This is a genomic window from Caballeronia sordidicola, from assembly GCF_002220365.1.
In the GTDB taxonomy this organism is placed as follows: Bacteria; Pseudomonadota; Gammaproteobacteria; order Burkholderiales; family Burkholderiaceae; genus Caballeronia; species Caballeronia sordidicola_C.
Genome location: NZ_MTHB01000165.1, coordinates 161,665 through 181,449, shown reverse-complemented (window position 1 = coordinate 181,449; position 19,785 = coordinate 161,665). Strand labels below are relative to the sequence as shown.

15 protein-coding genes are annotated in these 19,785 nt (G+C 59.6%); 7 read left to right on the top strand and 8 right to left on the bottom strand.

Going from position 1 to position 19,785, the window contains the following annotated elements; translation table 11 throughout:
- Window positions 1–487: 487 nt before the first annotated feature.
- Together BSU04_RS24900 and BSU04_RS24895 are read left to right on the top strand one after the other, a co-directional pair.
- A complete protein-coding gene (locus BSU04_RS24900; RefSeq protein ID WP_144021342.1) occupies window positions 488–2,032 on the top strand; it encodes an Ig-like domain-containing protein in 1,545 nt (514 codons plus the stop codon).
- 530 nt (window positions 2,033–2,562) lie between these two features.
- On the top strand, window positions 2,563–3,501 hold the full coding sequence (locus tag BSU04_RS24895; RefSeq protein ID WP_089163070.1) for an Ig-like domain-containing protein: 939 nt from the start codon (window positions 2,563–2,565) through the stop codon (window positions 3,499–3,501).
- A 111-nt stretch (window positions 3,502–3,612) separates the two neighbouring features.
- On the opposite strand, the gene purB is transcribed toward BSU04_RS24895, so the two are convergent.
- The 3 genes from purB to BSU04_RS24880 form a co-directional block, all read right to left on the bottom strand.
- On the bottom strand, window positions 3,613–5,001 hold the full coding sequence (gene purB, locus BSU04_RS24890) for an adenylosuccinate lyase (protein ID WP_089163069.1): 1,389 nt from the start codon (window positions 4,999–5,001) through the stop codon (window positions 3,613–3,615).
- A gap of 198 nt (window positions 5,002–5,199) precedes the next feature.
- On the bottom strand, window positions 5,200–5,892 hold the full coding sequence (murU, locus tag BSU04_RS24885; protein WP_089163090.1) for an N-acetylmuramate alpha-1-phosphate uridylyltransferase MurU: 693 nt from the start codon (window positions 5,890–5,892) through the stop codon (window positions 5,200–5,202).
- Window positions 5,893–5,909: 17 nt separating this feature from the next.
- Window positions 5,910–6,935 (bottom strand): aminoglycoside phosphotransferase family protein, encoded by a 1,026-nt coding sequence (locus BSU04_RS24880; protein WP_089163091.1) that lies wholly within the window; start codon window positions 6,933–6,935, stop codon window positions 5,910–5,912.
- 249 nt (window positions 6,936–7,184) lie between these two features.
- Here BSU04_RS24880 and BSU04_RS24875 point away from each other — a divergent pair, with 249 nt between their 5' ends.
- The 5 genes from BSU04_RS24875 to BSU04_RS24855 all read left to right on the top strand — a co-directional run bounded on the left by BSU04_RS24875 (window position 7,185) and on the right by BSU04_RS24855 (window position 14,478).
- A complete protein-coding gene (locus BSU04_RS24875; protein WP_089163068.1) occupies window positions 7,185–9,563 on the top strand; it encodes an LPS-assembly protein LptD in 2,379 nt (792 codons plus the stop codon).
- A gap of 92 nt (window positions 9,564–9,655) precedes the next feature.
- A complete protein-coding gene (locus BSU04_RS24870) occupies window positions 9,656–11,026 on the top strand; it encodes a peptidylprolyl isomerase (RefSeq protein WP_373452860.1) in 1,371 nt (456 codons plus the stop codon).
- 11 nt (window positions 11,027–11,037) lie between these two features.
- Window positions 11,038–12,027, top strand: coding sequence for a 4-hydroxythreonine-4-phosphate dehydrogenase PdxA (gene pdxA, locus BSU04_RS24865; protein ID WP_089163066.1), 990 nt, complete (start codon window positions 11,038–11,040; stop codon window positions 12,025–12,027).
- 34 nt (window positions 12,028–12,061) lie between these two features.
- Window positions 12,062–12,874 (top strand): 16S rRNA (adenine(1518)-N(6)/adenine(1519)-N(6))-dimethyltransferase RsmA, encoded by an 813-nt coding sequence (rsmA, locus tag BSU04_RS24860; protein WP_089163065.1) that lies wholly within the window; start codon window positions 12,062–12,064, stop codon window positions 12,872–12,874.
- 455 nt (window positions 12,875–13,329) lie between these two features.
- On the top strand, window positions 13,330–14,478 hold the full coding sequence (locus BSU04_RS24855) for a porin (RefSeq protein ID WP_089163064.1): 1,149 nt from the start codon (window positions 13,330–13,332) through the stop codon (window positions 14,476–14,478).
- A gap of 90 nt (window positions 14,479–14,568) precedes the next feature.
- Here the strand turns inward: BSU04_RS24855 and gloA are convergent, their stop codons facing one another.
- The 5 genes from gloA to glyS all read right to left on the bottom strand — a co-directional run bounded on the left by gloA (window position 14,569) and on the right by glyS (window position 19,777).
- Window positions 14,569–14,955, bottom strand: a complete 387-nt coding sequence (gene gloA / locus BSU04_RS24850) for a lactoylglutathione lyase (RefSeq protein WP_089163063.1) — start codon at window positions 14,953–14,955, stop codon at window positions 14,569–14,571.
- Between the two features lie 172 nt (window positions 14,956–15,127).
- Entirely contained in the window at window positions 15,128–16,120 is a 993-nt protein-coding gene (locus BSU04_RS24845; protein WP_089163089.1) for a M48 family metallopeptidase, read from the bottom strand.
- A gap of 98 nt (window positions 16,121–16,218) precedes the next feature.
- Window positions 16,219–17,034 carry a lysophospholipid acyltransferase family protein gene (locus BSU04_RS24840; RefSeq protein ID WP_089163062.1) on the bottom strand — a complete coding sequence of 272 codons (816 nt, stop codon included), beginning with the start codon at window positions 17,032–17,034 and terminating at the stop codon, window positions 16,219–16,221.
- Between the two features lie 68 nt (window positions 17,035–17,102).
- Complete coding sequence (gmhB, locus tag BSU04_RS24835; protein WP_089163088.1) at window positions 17,103–17,666, bottom strand: D-glycero-beta-D-manno-heptose 1,7-bisphosphate 7-phosphatase; 564 nt, start codon at window positions 17,664–17,666, stop codon at window positions 17,103–17,105.
- Between the two features lie 11 nt (window positions 17,667–17,677).
- A complete protein-coding gene (gene glyS / locus BSU04_RS24830) occupies window positions 17,678–19,777 on the bottom strand; it encodes a glycine--tRNA ligase subunit beta (RefSeq protein WP_089163061.1) in 2,100 nt (699 codons plus the stop codon).
- Between the last annotated feature and the right edge of the window lie 8 nt (window positions 19,778–19,785).

Below are 19,785 nucleotides of genomic sequence, written 5' to 3'. Positions count from 1 at the left end.
GGTGGCGTGACGTACAACGTGTACGAGCACTCGGGCGCGCACACGGAACTGCTGATTCAACAAGGTGTGCAGATCGCCTTGCATAACTAAGCAGTTGATGTGACAGCGGGCGTTTCCAGTATGGAACCGCCCGCTCGCTGAAAATCAAGTAGAAAAAAAGCCGTTGCCGGAGCGATCCTGCAACGGCTTTTCCGTTTCAGCGCAAGCGCGGTTCGCGCTCGCAATTTCAATTTCTTCAAACGTGTGGCTAAGCGGTTCGCTGGTTCGGCGAATCGCGCCGCATGCTATATCCCAGTCACACCCGCTGCCGCATTTAGGAAAGGTCCAATATCCACCCGTGTGAGCGTGGTGCAGACTCCAGAGGTTTGACAGCGAAATGCTGAGTTTCACGCTTGCGCGCAATGACTCCTTAGTAGACCCGCGAGCTTTCGGCAAACGTAACTTTCAAGTCGCGTCACTTCTCTAGCAACTGGAGCCAGAAAGAAAAATGTTAACTCAGACTCAAACGCCGACCACGCCGGTCATTACATCGGTTGGACACGCGTCAATGGGCAACGTTGCGGACAGCAACCAGCCCTTGGTCACCGGCACGGGCGACGCAGGCGACCTCATCATGCTGTATGACGGCATCAGGCTCCTTGGAACCGCAGTGGTAAGCATTGATGGAACCTGGTCGCTCACGCCTGTCACGGCGCTCAAGGTGGGCACTCACACTATCACCGCACTGGCGGAGAACGTCGAGACCGGAGCGGGAAGCAACTCGTCAATACCGTTCACATCCATTATTGCGGCTGGCGTAGTCGTTCCCAATCCGCCCACTATCAGTGATGTGACGGACGCGGTTGGTCCCGTAACCGGACCCATTCCGCAAAACGGCTCCACGGACGACCCGCAGCCGGTCATCCACGGCGCAGGTGACGCGGGCAGCGTCATTACCGTTTATGACGGCCCCGTTATGCTGGGCACCACGACCGTGAATACCGAGGGCAAGTGGAGCTTTCAGCCAACCGGGCCACTGCTTGACGGTCCGCATGAAATTACGGCCAAGGAAACCACGGCTGGGGGCACGAGCGGTCCGTCAGCGCCGTTTGACTTCAACGTTGACACCACGGTGCCGCCGGAACCGGACATCACGTCGGTGACTGACGATGTCGGTCCGGTTACGGGTCCCGTTGACAAGGGCGGCACGACCGATGACAACGAGCCGGTTATTGCTGGCACAGGCGTGGCGGGCTACACAATCAATCTGTATGACAACGGGCTGTGGCTGGGCTCGGCCAAGGTTGACGGCTCGGGCAACTGGTCGTTCAAGCCGAGCACGCCGCTGGCCGACGGCGCGCATGACATTACCGTCACGCAAACCAATCCGGCAACGGGCGCAACGAGCGCGACTCCGGTTGTGGACGAAGCCACGTCCAACCACCTGGACGATCAGGCCATGGTCAGCGCCGTTGCAGACCTGTCTGCTACTGATGACGCCACGCAGCACCACACGGTTGTGGGCGAACATGATTCGTTCGTGGGCACGACTGGCCATGACACGGTGGACCTGAGCGCTGACGCGAGCACCTATTTCAAGGAATCGACCGCGCATATTCAGGGCAGCACCGCGCATCCAGCGGAACTGGCGGGCGCTACGCCCGCTGTGAACGTGCTGCATCTGACGGGTGATCACCAGGTGCTTGACCTGAACTCGCTGTCGGGCAAGACATCCACGGCGAAAATCTCGGGTATTGAAGTCATTGACCTTGGCGGACATGCGAACAACCTGAAGCTGTCGCTGACGGACGTGTTGAACCTCGGTGAACAGGACTTGTTCCAGAAGGACGGCAAGCAGCAGATGATGGTGAACGGTTCGAATGGCGACACGGTGGACTTGTCGAACGCCCACATTGCGGGCGTGACCGACGGCCAGTGGCAACAGCACGGCAGCGCGGAAGTGGGCGGGGTTTCGTACAACGTGTATGAGCATTCCGGCGCGCATACGGAGTTGCTGGTTCAGCAGGGCGTGCAGATCACCATGCATGGCTGACCCTGTAAATTGACGCTCGAAGGTTCTTAAATGGACCCTGCGGGCGGTGTGAGAAAACTTGACTGACAAAAGCCGTTGCCGGAGCAATCTTGCAACGGCTTTGCTCTTGCGGCAGGTTCAACAGAATTAGCCATTCGCGGCAGCGGTGGAGCAGCAAACTTGGAGACAATTGAATTTAGGTATGCCGAAACGAATAGGAGGCGCGCCTGAACCGCATTTTAATTGGCAATCAATGTCGGCCCGGTTTCAATAATCGAACCAACTCATTCAACGTTTCTACGGGCAATTATTCACGCATCCGATTTTGAAAATTTCCAGGTACTCGATTCGATATCCTGAATGAAACGATCCTGCAAGCTAAAAAAGCTACATTTTTTTCGTCCGATGAGACATATTAAAAACTCAGTTTGCTAAGAGCGGTTCATTTTGCTTTCCACATGAAAAAGGCCCAAAGCAACCTGTTTTCGATGCAGCTTCATGCAAGCAACTGAAGCGCCGCATCGACTGATTACTCATAGAGGACGCACAAAATGGCTTCGGAATTGGATGCTCGTTTGCAGGCGGTAATTCTCCAGGTGGGTGGAATGCCAAGCGGTGGCACGACACTGGACGAAAAGCCGCTCATTGTTGGCATGGCGGATCCGTTCTCCACCATCGATGTGTACGACGGCACCGCGCTCCTCGGCGTGGTCTCGTCGAACGGGCAAGGTCACTGGACACTTCAGTTGTCTTCACCGCTTGACGCTGGCATTCACGATTTGTCAGCAGTCCAGGTGACCGGATACGGCGTGAACGCCACGGCAAGCTATTTCGCCATCACGGTAGATGCGTCCGTAAGTGCGCGAGCGCTCGCTGACGAAGGCACATCGTCTGTTGACGCGGCACGCAAAGCGGGTAGCGAGGCAGAAAGCGGTGCGGTGTACTTCCCTCCGAACTTGTTCAAGTCACATGTTGGTGTAGCCGCCGTGGATCACGTCGCCTCGGAGAAGAGCGCATCCAGCATATTGGGTCCCAGCGAGGACATGCATGACGACGGGCACGCCTTCCAGCGGCAAGTCTCGACACAGGTCGCCGGCGCGAAGGGCTTCGACATGGTTTCATTTCTCGGCGATCATCAGGTTCTCGACCTGAGTTCGCTTACCGCCAAATCAGTGGCTGCGCAAACACCCGGCATTGGCGGATTTGATCTTGGCGGGCATCACAATTCGCTGGTGCTGTCGATATCCGACGTGCTCAGCTTTGGCGAGCACGATCTCTTTATCGACGATGGTAAACGCCAACTCATTGTGAACGGCAAGGAAGGTGATTCGGTCGATGTGCAGAATGCGCACGTTGCCGGTTTGAATGACGGTGAGTGGCATCACCACGGCACGGCGGAAGTCGGCGGCGTTCTCTATAACGTGGTCGAGCATTCGAGCGCCAATACCGAATTGCTGGTTGAGCACGCTGTGCGAATTGAAGTGCATTGACGGCACGCGTTTCGCTCAGTAACAGGTTTCACGCTGGGAGCCGGAAACGCAAAAGGCCGTTCGACATCATCAAACGGCCTTTGCTTTTTTTGACGCGTACGGGCTGAATGATTACTTGATCCGTTTCGCCAGTTCCACTGCTTTACCCACATACGAATGCGGCGTCATGGCGAGAAGCAGGTTCTTCGCTTCATCGGGAATAGCCAGTCCCTTGATAAACGTCTGCAAGCCTTCGCGCGTGATGCCTTTGCCGCGTGTCAGTTCCTTCAACTGCTCGTACGGATTCTCCACGCCGTAACGACGCATCACCGTTTGCACCGGTTCGGCCAGCACTTCCCAGCAGTTATCCAGGTCTTCATTCAGACGCGCCGCATTCACTTCCAGCTTGTCCAGCCCGCGAATCAGCGAGTCATACGACAGCAGCGAATAGCCGAATCCCACGCCAATGTTACGCAGCACGGTCGAGTCCGTGAGGTCGCGCTGCCAGCGCGAGACGGGGAGTTTGTCGGCGAGATGGCGCAGCATGGCGTTAGCCATTCCAAGATTGCCTTCCGAATTTTCAAAGTCGATAGGATTGACCTTGTGCGGCATGGTCGATGACCCGATCTCGCCGGCTTTCGTCCGCTGCTTGAAATAGCCGACGGAGATGTAACCCCACACGTCGCGATCCAGATCCAGAAGAATGGTGTTGGCACGCGTGATGGCATCGAAGAGTTCGGCCATGTAATCGTGCGGTTCAATCTGAATGGTGTACGGGTTGAACGTGAGTTTCAGCCGATCTTCCACCACGCCTTCCGAGAACGCTTCCCAATCGAACTCCGGATAAGCCGACAAATGCGCGTTGAAGTTACCCACCGCGCCGTTCATCTTGGCGAGAATGGGCACTTCCGCAATTCGTTCAATCGCGCTTTGCAGCCGCGCCGCCACGTTCGCCATTTCCTTGCCGAGCGTAGTGGGGCTGGCGGGTTGGCCGTGCGTGCGTGACAGCATGGGTTGTTCAGCGTTGGCGTGCGCGAGCTTGACGAGCCGTTCGTGCACCGAACGCAGGGCCGGCAGCATCACATGCTCACGGGCGCCCGCGATCATCATGCCGTGCGACGTGTTGTTGATATCTTCCGACGTACACGCAAAGTGGATGAACTCGCTGGCGCGTTCCAGTTCCGGCTGTCCTTTCACCGATTCCTTCAGCCAGTATTCAACCGCCTTCACGTCGTGATTCGTGACCTTTTCGATGTCCTTGATGCGCGCGGCATCGTGCGCGGTGAAGCGCTCGGCGAGCTGCAGCAGGAAATCTTCGGACTCGGCGGAAAACGCCGGCACTTCGTCGAAACCCGCCTGCGACAACGCGATCAGCCAATGAACCTCGACTTTCACGCGATGCTTCATGAACGCGTATTCGGACAGCCATTCGCGCAGCGCCTCGGTTTTGGCGGCATAACGGCCGTCAAGCGGGGAGAGCGCGGTGAGCGCGAAAAGGGTATCGGGACGGGTATCGGACATGGTGGGGCCACGGAGTGAGACGAAAGGAGAAACGGATTTTACCATTTGCAAACCGGGCGCTGACCGGGCGCTGACCGGTGCGCGCGAGCTGGCATCGATCGAGGATGGCACCGGCCCGAAAAGTGATTTTGAATCATCTTTGTGCGGAATTGCCAGAACGACCGTTCCGGAGACGGACCTGCCGGAATTGATACGTGGCTATCGCTGCCGCAGCGCCCGGTCCAGCGCCTCCAACTGCGCGGCCGTCCCAACGTTCTCCCATCGCCCTTCATACAACTCGCCGGTCGCGCGCCCGGCTGCGACCGTTTCCTGGTAGTACGGCGTCAACGCCCGCCGCGTGTTGGGAGCGAGATCGCGGAACATGCGCGTATCGTATAAACCGATATTGCCGAAGGTGTAGCGCGGTGCGCCATCAAGAGCGAGTGTGCCATTGGGCTCGAGCGCGAAATCGCCGAGCGTATGAAACGGCGGATTCGGCACCATTACCAGATGCATTGCCGGCTGCGCTGCGAGCGCCATCGCAGGCGCGCGCGCTCGCAAACTCGCATAGTCGAATTCGCAGAACACGTCGCCGCTGACCGCCAGGAAAATGGCCGGATCGCTGTCTTTTTCGAGCAGCGGCAACGCCTTGGCAATTCCACCCGCCGTTTCCAGCGCATGCATCTCGTGCGAGTAGCGAATTTCAACGCCCCAGCGCGAACCATTGCCGAGGTTCGATTGAAACATGCGCCCAAGCCACGCGTGATTGATCACGATGACTTCAAACCCCGCCGCCGCGAGCCGTTCAATTTGCCAAACGATCAACGGTTTGCCGCCCGCTGCGAGGAGTGGTTTCGGGCGAGTATCGGTGAGCGGACGCATGCGCTCGCCGCGCCCGGCGGCGAAAATCATCGCGGTATTCAAAGCGTTCAAAACGTATATCCCACATCCACGGCACGCCCTTCCAGCGTATCGAGCAAACGTGCGAAGGGCCGCAACGGCCTGTATCGCTCAGACACCTTTCGCGCATAACCAATAAACCGCGGCAGATCAGCCAGATACTGCGGTTTCCCATCGCGATGATAAATGCGCGCGAACAGCCCAAGCACCTTGATATGGCGCTGTAACCCCATCCACTCGATTTGCCGGTAGAACTCGCCAAAATCGGCATCTACAGGCAATCCGGCTTTGCGCGCGCCTTCCCAGTAGTAGACGAAGCAGTCGAGTTCAAACTCTTCTTCCCAGCTAATGAACGCGTCGCGCAACAAGGAAGCAATGTCATAGCTCAACGGTCCGTACACCGCGTCCTGGAAGTCGAGCACGCCGGGGTTCGGCTCGCTGACCATCAGGTTGCGCGGCATGAAATCGCGCAGCATGAAGATTTGAGGCTGGGCCAATGCGCTTTCGACCAGCACGTTGAACGTGTCGTCGAGCACCTTGCGTTCGGCCGCGTCCAGCGTGTGACCCAGATGCTTCGCCACGAACCACTCGGGCATCAGTTCCATTTCGCGGCGCAGGAACGCTTCATCGAACGAAGGCAACTCACCTTCCCGCGATGTGACCTGGAACTTGATCAACGCGTCAATCGCCGAGCGCATCAGCGGCCGGGCGTTCTTTTCATCGAGGACAGAGAGATACGTGGTCGTGCCAAGATCGGTCACCAGCATGAAGCCGGCATCGAAATCCGTCTCCAGCACCTGCGGCACATGCACGCCGGCGTCGTGCAACAATCCTGCAACCTGCACGAACTCGCGGCATTTCTCGGGCGGTGGGGCATCGACGGCGATCAGCGTATTGCCGAACTCGCTTTGAGCGGCCAACCGGAAATATCGACGGAAACTGGCATCGGCAGAAGCAGGAGCAACGGTAGAAAGGTCCAGCCGGTACCGATCAGCCAGGGTTTGCAACCAGTCGTGAAGATGGGTAAGGCGAAAATCGGTGTTTGGGGGCGTCATAAATTCGAGGGGTGAAACGTCTTGCCATATAATACCCCACGACTTTTTTAAGCATTCCGTTTGCGCCCGGCGCGAAGCCTGCGGCAGGCCATCAGGCTTCCGTGGGTCGAGATCACCGCCCGACTCATCCATCGATCGATTCACTTTCGTTCGCAGCGAACCCACAACTCCGGTGGCGCGAGTTCCGGTGGCTGTGCCCGGGTACTCTCGTCGAGCGCCGAGCGTGACGCGATTGAACAGCACTCAACCATGCCGCCACGACAGTTTTCCAAACCAGTTCCATTGCGCGAAGCGCGGCCACGCAGGCGGCGGCTGTTCGCGGCGTTGATCGCCGTGCCCGGTCTCATGCCCGCGCTCGCGCACGCGCAGCTTGCGGGCGCGGCAGCCGACACGCAGCCGCTAGGCGACGCCTGGAGCCTGCGGCTCGCGCCGCAACTCGAAGAGCGGCCGCTGCAGCAGGGCAGCCAGCCGGCCACGTTCGTGCTGGGCGACCACACCACGGGCACGGCCGACCAGGACATGGCCGCGAAGGGCTCGGCCGAACTGCGCCGTAATGTCTCGGTGATCAAGTCGGACGCGCTGCATTACGACCAGGACACCGACATGGCCGATGCTTACGGTCATGTCAGGATCTTCAGCAACGGCAATTCGTTCATCGGCCCGGAAGCGCACTTGAAGGTGGAGGCGAACGAGGGTTACATGACGAACCCGAAGTACCGCTTCAATCTCTCGAACGGCTCGGGCAGCGCACAGCGCGCGGACCTGATTGATGACGAACAAACGCGCGTGGATCACGGTACGTACACGGCGTGTTCGTGCGAAATGGATCCGGCCTGGTACATCAAGGGTACGTCCTTCGACTTCGATACCGGCGCGAATGAAGGCGTTGCGCACAACGGCGTGCTGTTTTTCCAGGGCGTTCCGGTGTTCGCGAGCCCGTGGCTGTCGTTCCCGCTGACCAGCGAACGGCGCAGCGGCATCTTGCCGCCCACGGTGTCGGTGAATTCGACTACCGGCTTTGAAGTATCGGTGCCGTATTACTTCAATATCGCGCCGAATCGCGATTTGGTGGTCACGCCGCGCCTCATGACGCGGCGCGGTATTCAGATCCAGTCGACGTTCCGGTATTTGTCGCCAACTTATTCGGGCACGATCACCGGCGAATTCCTGCCGCAGGACCTGCAGACGCATACGAACCGCTACGCGATCTACATCCAGCACCAGCAGAACTTCGGTGGCGGTTTCGGCGCGTATATCAACTACAACAAGGTCTCGGACAATCAGTATCCGGAAGACCTGGGCAACGCCTCGAACCAGATCATCAACGGCACGCAGGTCCTGTATCAACAGGAAGTGGGTGTCACGTACAACAACGGACCGTGGTCGATCCTCGCGCACGAGCAGCGCTGGCAGGTGTTGCCGCCGGCGGTTTCGCCGTACGCCCGCGAACCGCAGTTGAACGTGCTGTACAACAAGTACAACGTCGGCGGTTTCGACTACGGCGCGGAAGCGGACTACACGCGCTTCACGACCACCATTGCTGACTCCACGGAAGGTCAGCGCGTTGTTTTCAATCCGTACCTGAGCTACAGCGTTACCGGACCCGGTTATTTCGTTACGCCGAAGGTGCAGTATCACTTCGCGTCTTACGACTTGAACGAGATCGGCAGTGCGGCCAACGGCACGCCGGCAGGCCAGCCGAAGAACCTGTCGGAATCCATCCCGACCGTCAGCTTCGACACAGGCCTCGTGTTCGACCGCTCGGTGCGAATCTTCGGGCAGGATTACATCCAGACCCTGGAGCCGCGCCTGTATTACGTGTACACGCCGTACCGTAACCAGGAATTCGCGCCTATTTTCGATACCGGCCAGTCGGACTTCAGCCTTGCTGAAATCTACACGCCGAACACGTACGCGGGTAACGACCGCATTGCCGACGCAAACCGTCTGACGGTAGGCCTGACCTCGCGTTTCATCAACCCGGCAACGGGCGACGAACGTGCGCGTTTTGTGATCGCGCAGCAGTATTATTTCCAGCCGCAGCGCGTCACGATCACGGAAGGCCAGCCGCTTGACCAGGCGAAACACTCGGACCTGATCCTGGGCGCATCTTTCAAGCTGGGCGCTGGTTTTTCACAGGAAACTGCGTTCCAATATAATGCCGACAACAACCAGTTGGTGCGCTCGAGCATCGGTTTCGGGTATAGCCCGGCGGCGCGCGAAGTCATCAATATTGGATACCGGTACACGCGGGCGAACGAAACCACGCTGTCCACCTCGCCGATCAACCAGATTCTGGTTTCGGCACAATGGCCGCTATCGCAGCACATTTATAGCGTCGCCCGGGTGAACTACGATCTGGCAGGCCATCGTCTCGTCGACGGGCTGCTGGGCTTCCAGTACGATGCCGACTGCTGGACTCTGGGCGTCGGCTTGCAGCGTTACGCAAACGGTATCACTAGCACCGGAAGTAACACTGCCGGGACGCGGATTCTCGCTCAAATGACGTTCAAGGGCTTGTCGAACGTCGATAATGGGCTGACCGCAGCGTTCCGCGCCGGCGTCAATGGTTACACGCCGCCGCCGCCGCCGCCCGCACCGCTCGCGCGTTACACGAATTACGAATGAGCGTGCGGAGTGTGTGCGGTAAGCCGTAGGTAATAGGGCAACAGGCAATGGGTCGGTCACCGGCCGCAATCGATGGAGTATCTGTGTCAAACATGAACAAGTTGAAGTGCGCAATGTTCGCGGCAGGTGTTTTCGCCGCAGCTTTACTGGCCGGTCCGGTGGCGCACGCTCAGGCGCTGACGCCCACGACCACGGCGGGCGGCGCGCAGGTTGCGGATTCTGTCGCGGCAGTTGTGAACAGCGACGTAATTACGGAGCGCGAACTCGCCGACCGCACGGGTCTTATCGTGCGCCGCCTGCAACAGCAGAACGCGCCGGTTCCCCCGGCGGATCAGTTGCAACGCCAGGTGCTCGACCAGATGGTGGTCGAGCGGATTCAGTTGCAGAAGGCGAAGGAAGACAACATCACCATTGACGACGCTACCGTGCAACGCACGCTCGAGCGTCTCGCGCAGCAAAACAACATGACGCTCGACGTGTACCGCGCGCGCATCGAGGCGCAAGGGGTGCCCTGGACGACCTTCCAACGCGATGCCCGCACCGAGCTGACGCTGTCAAAACTGCGTGAGAAAGAGGTGGACAGCAAGATCACGGTGTCGGACGGTGAAGTGGCCAACTACGTTGCCAGCCAGCGTGGACCGAGCGCGCGCCAGTCCAACGACCTGCATCTCCAGCACATCATGTTCAAGGTGCCGGAAAACGCTTCGCAGACTGACATTGCCGCTATCCAGGCGAAGGCCGAGGGCGTGCTGAAAGATGCGCAAAGCGGATCGGACTTTGCCAAGCTGGCGAAGAACAATTCGCAGGACACCGACGCGGCCAAGGGCGGTGATCTCGGTTTCCGCACGCAGGCTTCGTTGCCGGCTTCCATTGTGAGCGCGGTTGCAGCGCTTCGCCCGAACGAGGTGAATCCGCAACTGATTCGCACCGACGGCGGTTTCGAGATCATCAAGCTGGTGGATCGCCGCGTGGGCCAAGGTCAGGCCGCCGATGCTCCCAAGCTTGTGCAAACTCACGTCCGGCATATTTTGCTGCGCGTAGCCGACGGCGTGTCCGAGTCGGCCGCCCGTCAGAAGCTGCTGGAAATCAAGGGTGACGTTGAGAAGGGCGGTGATTTCGCCAACTTCGCGCGGACCTATTCGCAGGATGGTTCAGCGTCGCAAGGCGGCGATCTCGGCTGGATCAGCCCGGGTGAAACCGTGCCGGAATTCGAGCGCGCCATGAACAACCTGAAAGACAACCAGGTCAGCGACCCGGTTCGCAGCGAGTACGGTTATCACTTGATCCAGGTGCTGGGACGCCGCGATGCGGAAGGCTCGGTACAGCAGCAACTGGACACGGCACGTCAGGCGATCGGTCAGCGCAAGGCCGAGCAAGCGTATTCCGACTGGCTGCGTGAACTGCGTGACACCGCCTATGTGCAGTACAAGGGTGTTGCGGCTCAGCAAGCGTTGAACCAGTAAGGCTTGGCGAGATGAGCTCAGCAGGCCGTACGTCACCGTTGTCCATAGCCATTACCACCGGGGAACCGGCCGGTGTGGGGCCTGAATTGACGGTGGCGGCGCTGGCTGAAGCGGCTGAGCGCTGGCCGTCGGTGCGCTTTACCGTGCTCGGCGACCGTGAGCTGATGGCTGAGCGGGCGGGTTCGTCAGCGTGGCTGTCCATGGGCGCGGCAATTGACATCGAGCATCACGCGCTGAGCGTTCCCGTCACCGCAGGCACGCTGAACGCCGCTAACGGGCGTTATGTGCTCGGCTTGCTAGATACGGCTATTGACGGGGCGGTAAGCGGTCGTTTCGACGCTATCGTCACCGCGCCGCTGCAGAAAAGCACCATCAACGACGCCGGCGTTCCCTTCACCGGCCACACTGAATATCTCGCTGAACGCACCCATACCCCGCGCGTCGTCATGATGCTCGCGGGAATGGGCGACCGGCCGCTGCGCGTCGCGCTCGCTACTACCCATCTGCCGCTGAAGGATGTATCCGCGGCGTTGACGGTGGATGGCATTGTCGACACGTTGAGCATTATTAATCGCGATCTGAAAGCGCTGTTCGGCCTGCAGAAGCCGCGCATCCTGGTGACCGGACTCAACCCCCACGCGGGCGAAAACGGTTACCTGGGCCGCGAGGAAATCGATGTCATCACGCCCGCGCTGCTGCAAGCGCGCGCGCTGGGTATCGATGCTCCCGGTCCCTATCCGGCAGATACCCTGTTCCAGCCGCGTTATCTCAAAGACGCCGACTGCGTGCTCGCCATGTTCCACGACCAGGGTTTGCCGGTCCTGAAATTCGCCACGTTCGGCGAAGGCATCAACATCACGCTTGGGCTGCCGATCATCCGTACGTCGGTCGATCATGGCACCGCACTCGATCTGGCCGGCACAGGCCGTGCGGATCCGGGTAGCCTGATCGTTGCTATCGATACAGCCGTTGCCATGGCGCGCCATCGTCGAGCGGCCTGATTCCTTTTCATTGCGGTTTTAATCGGTTCCTCCGATGTCCATCAAGCACCAGGGCCACTTCGCGCGCAAGCGCTTCGGGCAGAACTTCCTCGTCGATCAAGGCGTGATTGATTCGATCGTCGACACCATCGCGCCCAAGCGCGGCGAACGCATGGTCGAGATCGGACCGGGTCTCGCCGCGCTCACCGCGCCGCTGATCGAACGGCTCTCCACGCCCGAGTCGCCGCTGCATGCGGTAGAACTGGATCGCGACCTGATCGGACGGCTTGAGAAGCGATTTGGCAATCTGCTGGCGCTGCATGCCGGCGATGCCCTTGCGTTTGATTTTGGTTCGCTCGCGCTGGAAGGTGAAAAACCGTCGCTGCGGATTGTGGGGAATCTGCCGTACAACATTTCGAGTCCGCTGCTGTTTCACCTGACCGCGTTCGCGCCCAAGGTCATCGATCAGCATTTCATGCTGCAGGACGAAGTGGTGGACCGGATGATCGCCGAGCCGGGCAACAAGGACTTTGGCCGTCTGACAGTGATGCTTCAGTATCGGTATGCCATCGATAAACTCATCGACGTGCCGCCCGAGTCGTTCAACCCGCCGCCGAAGGTGAACTCGGCCATTGTGCGGATGATTCCCTTCGCGCCGAATGAGTTGCCGGATGTCGATGACAAGGTGCTTGGCGAAGTCGTGCTGGCGGCGTTTTCGCAACGCCGCAAGATGATGCGCAATACGCTCGGCGTGTACCGTGACCGCGTGGATTTCGATGCGCTTGGATTTGATCTTTCGCGGCGTGCGGAAGAAGTGCCCGTGGCCGAGTTCGTGAAACTGGCGCAGGTGGTGAAGGCGGCGCAGTAGTCGCGCTCGTAAAACTGGCGCGGGTGGTAAAGGCGGCGTAGCCGCTGTTAAGGCTGCAGGCGGGTTTCAATGGCGCGTGCCGTGTCGGGTGGTATGCGTTCCCGCCGGTCGCGCCAAGGCGGTTCTATCAGGCTGCTATTGCGCCTGCCGCCGCTAACCTCATCTTTTCTATCTCACTATTCCGGGTTCGCTGACGCGAATCGCGCGACCTCCGTTCCGCTTTTCTTTTGGGCTTACTCTCATGCGGCTCCTGCATCTTTTCAATGCAAGGAATGCACTGGAGTTAATCCCCTCGTTAGTCTCCAATTGGCAGCGCAAACGCGCAGCAGACTCTTTATAAGGGGCAACGCCTTAGCGGCATGACGCGGGTGCATCGGAGACGGACAACGGCTTCTTTGATTCGTGGCGATACAGGCAACGCCTGATCGTCGCATGACGACATCACGAGGAGACGTATGAACAGGTTGGGACAACTTAGAAACGCTGGCAGGTTCGGCAAATGGTGCAAGGTGAGTTACGCGTTGCTGCCCGCCGTGCTCGCCTGCGAAGCGAGCCACGCGCAATCCAGCGTCACACTCTATGGCATTGCCGACATGAGCGTACGTTATCTGTCCAACGCCGACACACAGGGTAACGGCCGCTTCCTGATGGGACCCGGCGGCATGAGCGAGAGCCGTTGGGGCATCAAGGGCGTTGAAGACCTGGGCGGCGGCTGGTCGACCCTCTTCAAGCTCGAAAACCGTTTTGTCCTGAACAACGGCCAGAGCGATCCCACCATGCCGTTTTTCAATGAAGCGCAAATCGGACTGCAGTCATCGACGTATGGACAGGTTGTGTTAGGCCGTCAGTACAACGTGATGATCGAAGGCATCACCATGGGCGGTTACTCCAGCAATCCATGGATTCCCTACGACTTCAACTTCCAGCCCGAAGTCACCATGACCGGTGGCATCTGGAGCAGCAACCAGATCCAGTATCACGGCAAGTACAAGGACTTCCGCATCTCGACCGCCTATTCGTTCAGCGGCAACGCCGGCCATATGGCATACGGCAGCCAGTACGGCGTGGCAGCGGCCTACGCGCCCGCGAACGGCCCATTCACGTTCGGTGGCGCGTTCAAGGAGACGAAGGACTCGATCAACGGCAGCGACGCCAAGGCGTGGACCGTCGGTGGTTCGTACACGTGGGACAAGACGCGTTTCGCGCTGGGTTATATCGTCAATCAGAACGACGAGGGGTTTTCCACTTTCGCCAACGGGCCGTTCGCCGCGCCGGGGCTCGCCGCGCTGAAATGGTCCGACTTCAAGAAACGCCGGATGATTCTTGGCGGTGTTACGCAGCAAGCCGGGGCGTGGCACTTCGCAGGAAACGTGTGGCGCACGCTGCAAGCCGGCAAGACCCAACCGCAGGATGGCTCGGCTTGGCAATTCCAACTGGTCGCAGATTACGACCTGTCCAAGCGCACCGACGTCTATCTGGAAACCGATTACTCACTTTATCGAGGCGATCTGATCGGCTCGCAGTTGCAAGGAGTCAATGCGGTAAGCCTCGCGCAGAAAAGCACGCAGCTTGGCGTAATGGCCGGGATTCGGCACAAGTTTTGAGCCAGGGCCGGCGGCATCCGGCGCTGGATGCTGCCGGTCTTTTGCGAGTTTTTTTCGCGAAAGTCCTGTGCCCATTACCCCCAATTCGCCTCAAGCATGCTTCTCGATCAACTCGACCTTGTAGCCATCCGGATCTTCAACAAACGCAATCACGGTGGTTCCGCCTTTCACGGGACCGGCTTCGCGCGAGACCTTGCCGCCTGCTTCGCGAATGCGATTGCAAGCTGCTGCCGCGTCGTCCACTTCCAGCGCGATGTGGCCGTAAGCCGAGCCCAGGTCGTATTTATCGACGCCCCAGTTGTAGGTCAGTTCGAGCACGCTGTTTTCGCTTTCATCGCCGTAACCGACGAACGCAAGCGTGTATTTGTACTCGGTGTTTTCGCTTTGACGCAGCACTTTCATGCCGAGGATGCGCGTATAGAAATCGATGGATCGCTGCAAGTCGCCGACTCGCAGCATGGTGTGAAGAAGTCGCATGATGAGGTTCCAGTGGGGAATGTCGATTGACCGGGTGGTCCGCTTTAGCGTGTCTTTTACTGTGCCTCAGAGAACAGCGCGCACGATTAAAACAGCCACGTCCAAAATTGTACCGCCCGCAGCAAACGCTCGCAGCGCGCAGCTCCGTACTACCCTGCGCGCCGATGAGGCGTTAAAGCAGGGGCAGCAATTCAGGCGGATGATGCTTGAGTGTATGCCGCGCTTCGCGGAAGTCCGGGAAAATGGATTCAACGGTGTGCCAGAAGCGCGCACTGTGATTCATCTCTCGAAGATGCGCGAGTTCGTGAGCAACAACGTAATCGATGACATGCACAGGGAAATGAATCAGCCGCCAGTTGAGGCGGATCTTGCCGTCGCTGGAACAGCTGCCCCAACGCGTGGCGGCGGACGACAACGCATAGGCCCTGAACTCAACGCCTAGTTTGGCCGCATACACCGGCAGCCGTTCGCCGAAAACCTGCAGCGCCTGACCATGCAGCCACCGTTGCACACGCTCGCGAATGAGCTGACCATCTGCGAGTGCGGGAAGACCGAGCCACAGCACGTCACTTTCCGCATCGAAGGCCGGTTGCGTTGCGCTCTTGCCCGTCGTACCCGGTGCAGAGGTCATCATGACGGTGACGGTCCGCCCCAGATACGGAAGCTGCGCACCGTCCTTCCATTCAATCCGGGGTACCACGCGTTGTTCCACGCGCGTTTGCCATTCGGTGAGCTTCTTGAAGATCCACTTTTCCTTCTCGGCAATCGCGCTTTCTATTGCGCCAATAGTCACCCAGCGCGGCGCGGTAATCGCGAGACCAGTGCCGTCGATAGTGAAGCCGATCGTCCGGCGCGACGAACGTTTCAAGCGGTAATCGAGCATCTGCGAACCGAGCACGAGTTGCCGGTTGCGCGCGCCGTCGGGCGCAGTGGGTGCACGAAAGGGCGGCGCGGGAGGGCTTGCGGCTTCGGTTGTGTCGGTTGGCGCGATGTCGCCACGCAATGTTGCAGGCATGGCGCAAGCAGGTGCGGCAGGCGTGCCTGGCATAGCAGGCGATGGTGCCGCGCTCGACAGCCTTGGCTCACTGGGGAGGTTGAGCGGCAGGTCGAGTTGCGGGTTGTCGAGCGCGGCAGCGGGACGCTGTCGCGAGGGAGTCTTCTGCATCGGCTCAGCTTGGCGCACGCGGCGCAGGAATGACGGAAAGAACGACACTAACAATAGATACGAACGTAACGAACGCAACGATAACGACATCCGGCTCTCTACAGACCGGTAGCCGCGCCTTGAGACTTGGACTCAGAATCGGACTTGGAATCGGACTTAGAGTCAGACTCAGCGGCGAAACGATCGGCGGGACCGTACGAGTCCGGATCGATGCGACGCATTTCCGCTTCGATCCAGCGCTCCACGCGCAGGTTGACTTCTTCCGGCGTGAGGCCTGTCGTGTCGATCGGACGGCCGATTGACATAGTGACTATACCCGCATATTTGAGAAACGATTTCCGCGGCCATACGTGTCCGGCGTTGTGGGCAATAGGGACGACCGGTGCGCCCGCCGCGCACGCGAAGCGCGCACCGCCTGATTTGTACTTGCCCTGCTGGCCCACGCGTGTACGCGTGCCTTCCGGGAACATGATGACCCACGCTCCCTCGGCCATGCGCTCGCGCCCTTGCCGCGCCACCGATGCAAACGCGTCCTTGCCCTGACGCCGGTCGATATGAACCATCTTCAGCATGCCCATGGTCCAGCCGAAGAATGGTACGAACAGCAACTCACGCTTGAATACATAGCACAGGGGTCGTGGCATCAACGCGGGGAATGCCAGCGTTTCCCAAGCGGACTGGTGCTTCGACAACAGCACGGCGGGACCGTCGGGGAGGTTCTCCATGCCTTCGATCTGGTAGCGGATGCCGTTCAGGTACCGCATGACCACGATGCCCGACTTGCACCAGTACGCCGCCATCCAGTAACGCTTTTCAGCGCGCATGAACGGGAACACGATGAAGCACGTGCACGCGTACGGCACCGTATAAACGACGAAAAAAACCATCAGCAGCAGCGAACGAATGAAGCGCATCGGCTTGGATAAGTCTTATTGTGGTGTGACGAAAAAACCCGCACATTAAATCAGTCAGATCAGTCGGATCAGTCGTGATGTGCGGCGAGGAAGTTGAGCGCGAAGGTGCGCAGGTCGTCGTGTACTTTCGTATTCGGCGGCAAATTGCCCGCTGCCAGTGTTTTATGCCCCTTGCCGGTCAGCACCAGATGCAGCGCGAAGCCCAGCGTCGCACCTGCGTGCAGATCGCGCAGCGAGTCGCCGACCATGGGCGTATCAGCGGGATCGATCTCGAAGCGCTCCACAATCTGCTGCAACATGCCGGGCTTGGGCTTGCGGCACTCGCATTCGTCTTCCTGCGTGTGCGGGCAGAAAAACACCGCGTCTATGCGGCCCCCCACGGCTGCTGCCGCCCGGTTCATCTTTTCGTGCATTGCGTTGAGCGCGGCCATGTCGAACAGACCACGGCCTATACCCGATTGATTCGATGCAATCGCCACGCGGTAGCCGGCCTGGTTCAAACGCGCGATCGCTTCCAGGCTGCCGGGGATGGCAACCCATTCGTCGGGCGACTTGATGAACGCGTCGGAGTCGACGTTGATCACGCCGTCACGATCGAGAACCACCAGTTTCTTGTTTGCGTTGGTCGGCATGGTGTGGCGCATCAGGCAGCAAGCTTCGAAATGTCCGCGACGCAATTCATCTGCTGATGCAGTGCGCCGAGAAGAGCCAGGCGGTTATTTCGCAGCGCCGGGTCTTCCGCGTTCACCATCACGTCGTTGAAGAAAGTATCCACGGCATCGCGCAACGCGGACAGCGCCGACAGCGCTTCCGTGTAGTTGCGTTCGACCAGTTGCGTTTGCACGCGCGGCGCGACCTGCTCGAGTTGAGCGTACAGCGCTTTTTCGGCAGCCTCTTGAAGGAGAGCCGGCTGCACGCTGGACGGCACGCCTTCAGCCGACTTCTTAAGGATATTCGAGATGCGTTTGTTCGCCGCGGCAAGCGACGCGGCCTCGGGCAACGACGCGAATTCGCGCACGGCGTCCAGACGCGCGACGATGTCATCCAGGCGCGTGGGGTTCAGGCTCAGCACAGCGTCAATTTCAATCGCGTTGAAGCCGCGCTCGCGCAGCACGCCGCGCAGCCGGTCCATGAAAAACGCGTAGAGGGCGTCGGTTGAATCGACGACTTGCGGCATGCCGGCGAATTGCTTGTGTGCGATACGCAGCAAGTCGAACAGGTCGATGGCAAGGCGCTTTTCCAGCAGGATGCGCAACACGCCGAGCGCGTGACGGCGCAGCGCGAACGGATCTTTTTCGCCGGTTGGCTGCAGGCCGATGCCCCAGATACCGACAAGCGTTTCCAGTTTGTCGGCCAAAGCGACGGCGCTGCTCACACCGTTGGGCGGGGTGTCATCACCGGAAAAACGCGGCTGATAATGTTCCGTACAAGCGAGTGCGACTTCTTCCGGCTCGCCGTCGTGGCGCGCGTAGTACGTGCCCATGGTTCCCTGCAATTCCGGGAACTCGCCGACCATGTCGGTGATCAGGTCGGCCTTCGCGAGCAGGGCGGCGCGCTTTGTGACGGTTGCATCCACGCCGATCATGGGCGCGATTTCTCCGGCCAGTGCTTCAAGCCGCTGCACGCGTTGCAACTGCGAACCGAGCTTGTTGTGATACACCACGTTCGCGAGCAGCGGCACGCGGTCGGCGAGGCGTTTCTTCTTGTCTTGCTCGAAGAAAAACTTGGCGTCGGCCAGACGCGGGCGGACCACGCGTTCGTTGCCTTCCACAATATCGCCCGGCGTTTGCGTGTCGATGTTCGACACAATCAGGAAACGCGAACGCAGCTTGCCGTGCTCGTCAGTCAGCGCGAAATACTTCTGGTTTGTCTGCATGGTGAGGATCAGGCATTCCTGCGGCACTTGCAGGAACGACTCGTCGAAATGGCACTGATACACGACCGGCCATTCGACCAGCGCATTCACTTCGTCCAGCAACGACTCGGGCATCACCACGCGGTCAACGCCCGCGAATGCCTGCAACTGCGTGCGGATGGATTCGCGGCGATCGTCGAAATTCGCGACAACCTTGCCCTTCGAGCGCAGCGTCTCGGCGTAGTCGTCAGCGTGGCTTATTGCCACAATCCCTTCCGACATGAAGCGATGCCCCAGCGTGGTGTCGCCGGAGTCGATGCCGAGCGCGCTCACCGGCACGATCTGACGGCCATGCAACGCGACCAGCCCATGCACCGGCCGCACGAACTGCACGCTGGTGCCGTCGGGGCGTTGATACGTCATCAACTTCGGGATTGGCAACTTGCTGAGCGCTTCTTGCAGAGCGGTCTGCAGGCCCTCGGCAAGCGTTGCGCCGGGTGCCGCGTAGCGCAGGAAAAACGCTTCGGCCTTGCCGTCCTGGGCGCGTTCAAGGTCGCCGATGGCGAAGTCGGGAAATCCCAGTGCCGCCAGTTTCTTCGCGAGCGGCGCGGTGGGCTGGCCGTCTTTGTCCAGCGCGACGGAAACCGGCAGTACCTTCTCGCGTACCTGCCGTTCCGGCGCGACTGCGCGCACGTTCTTGATGAGCACGGCGAGACGTCGCGGCGTGGCGTATTTTTCGAAACTCGCTTCGCCTTCAATCAGGTCGCGCGCGGCAAGCCGCTGCACAATGCCTTCGGCAAACGAGGTGCCGAGGCGCGCGAGCGCTTTGGGCGGAAGTTCTTCGGTGCGCAGCTCGACGAGCAGCGATGCAAGATTGGTTTCGGTCATTGTTATGT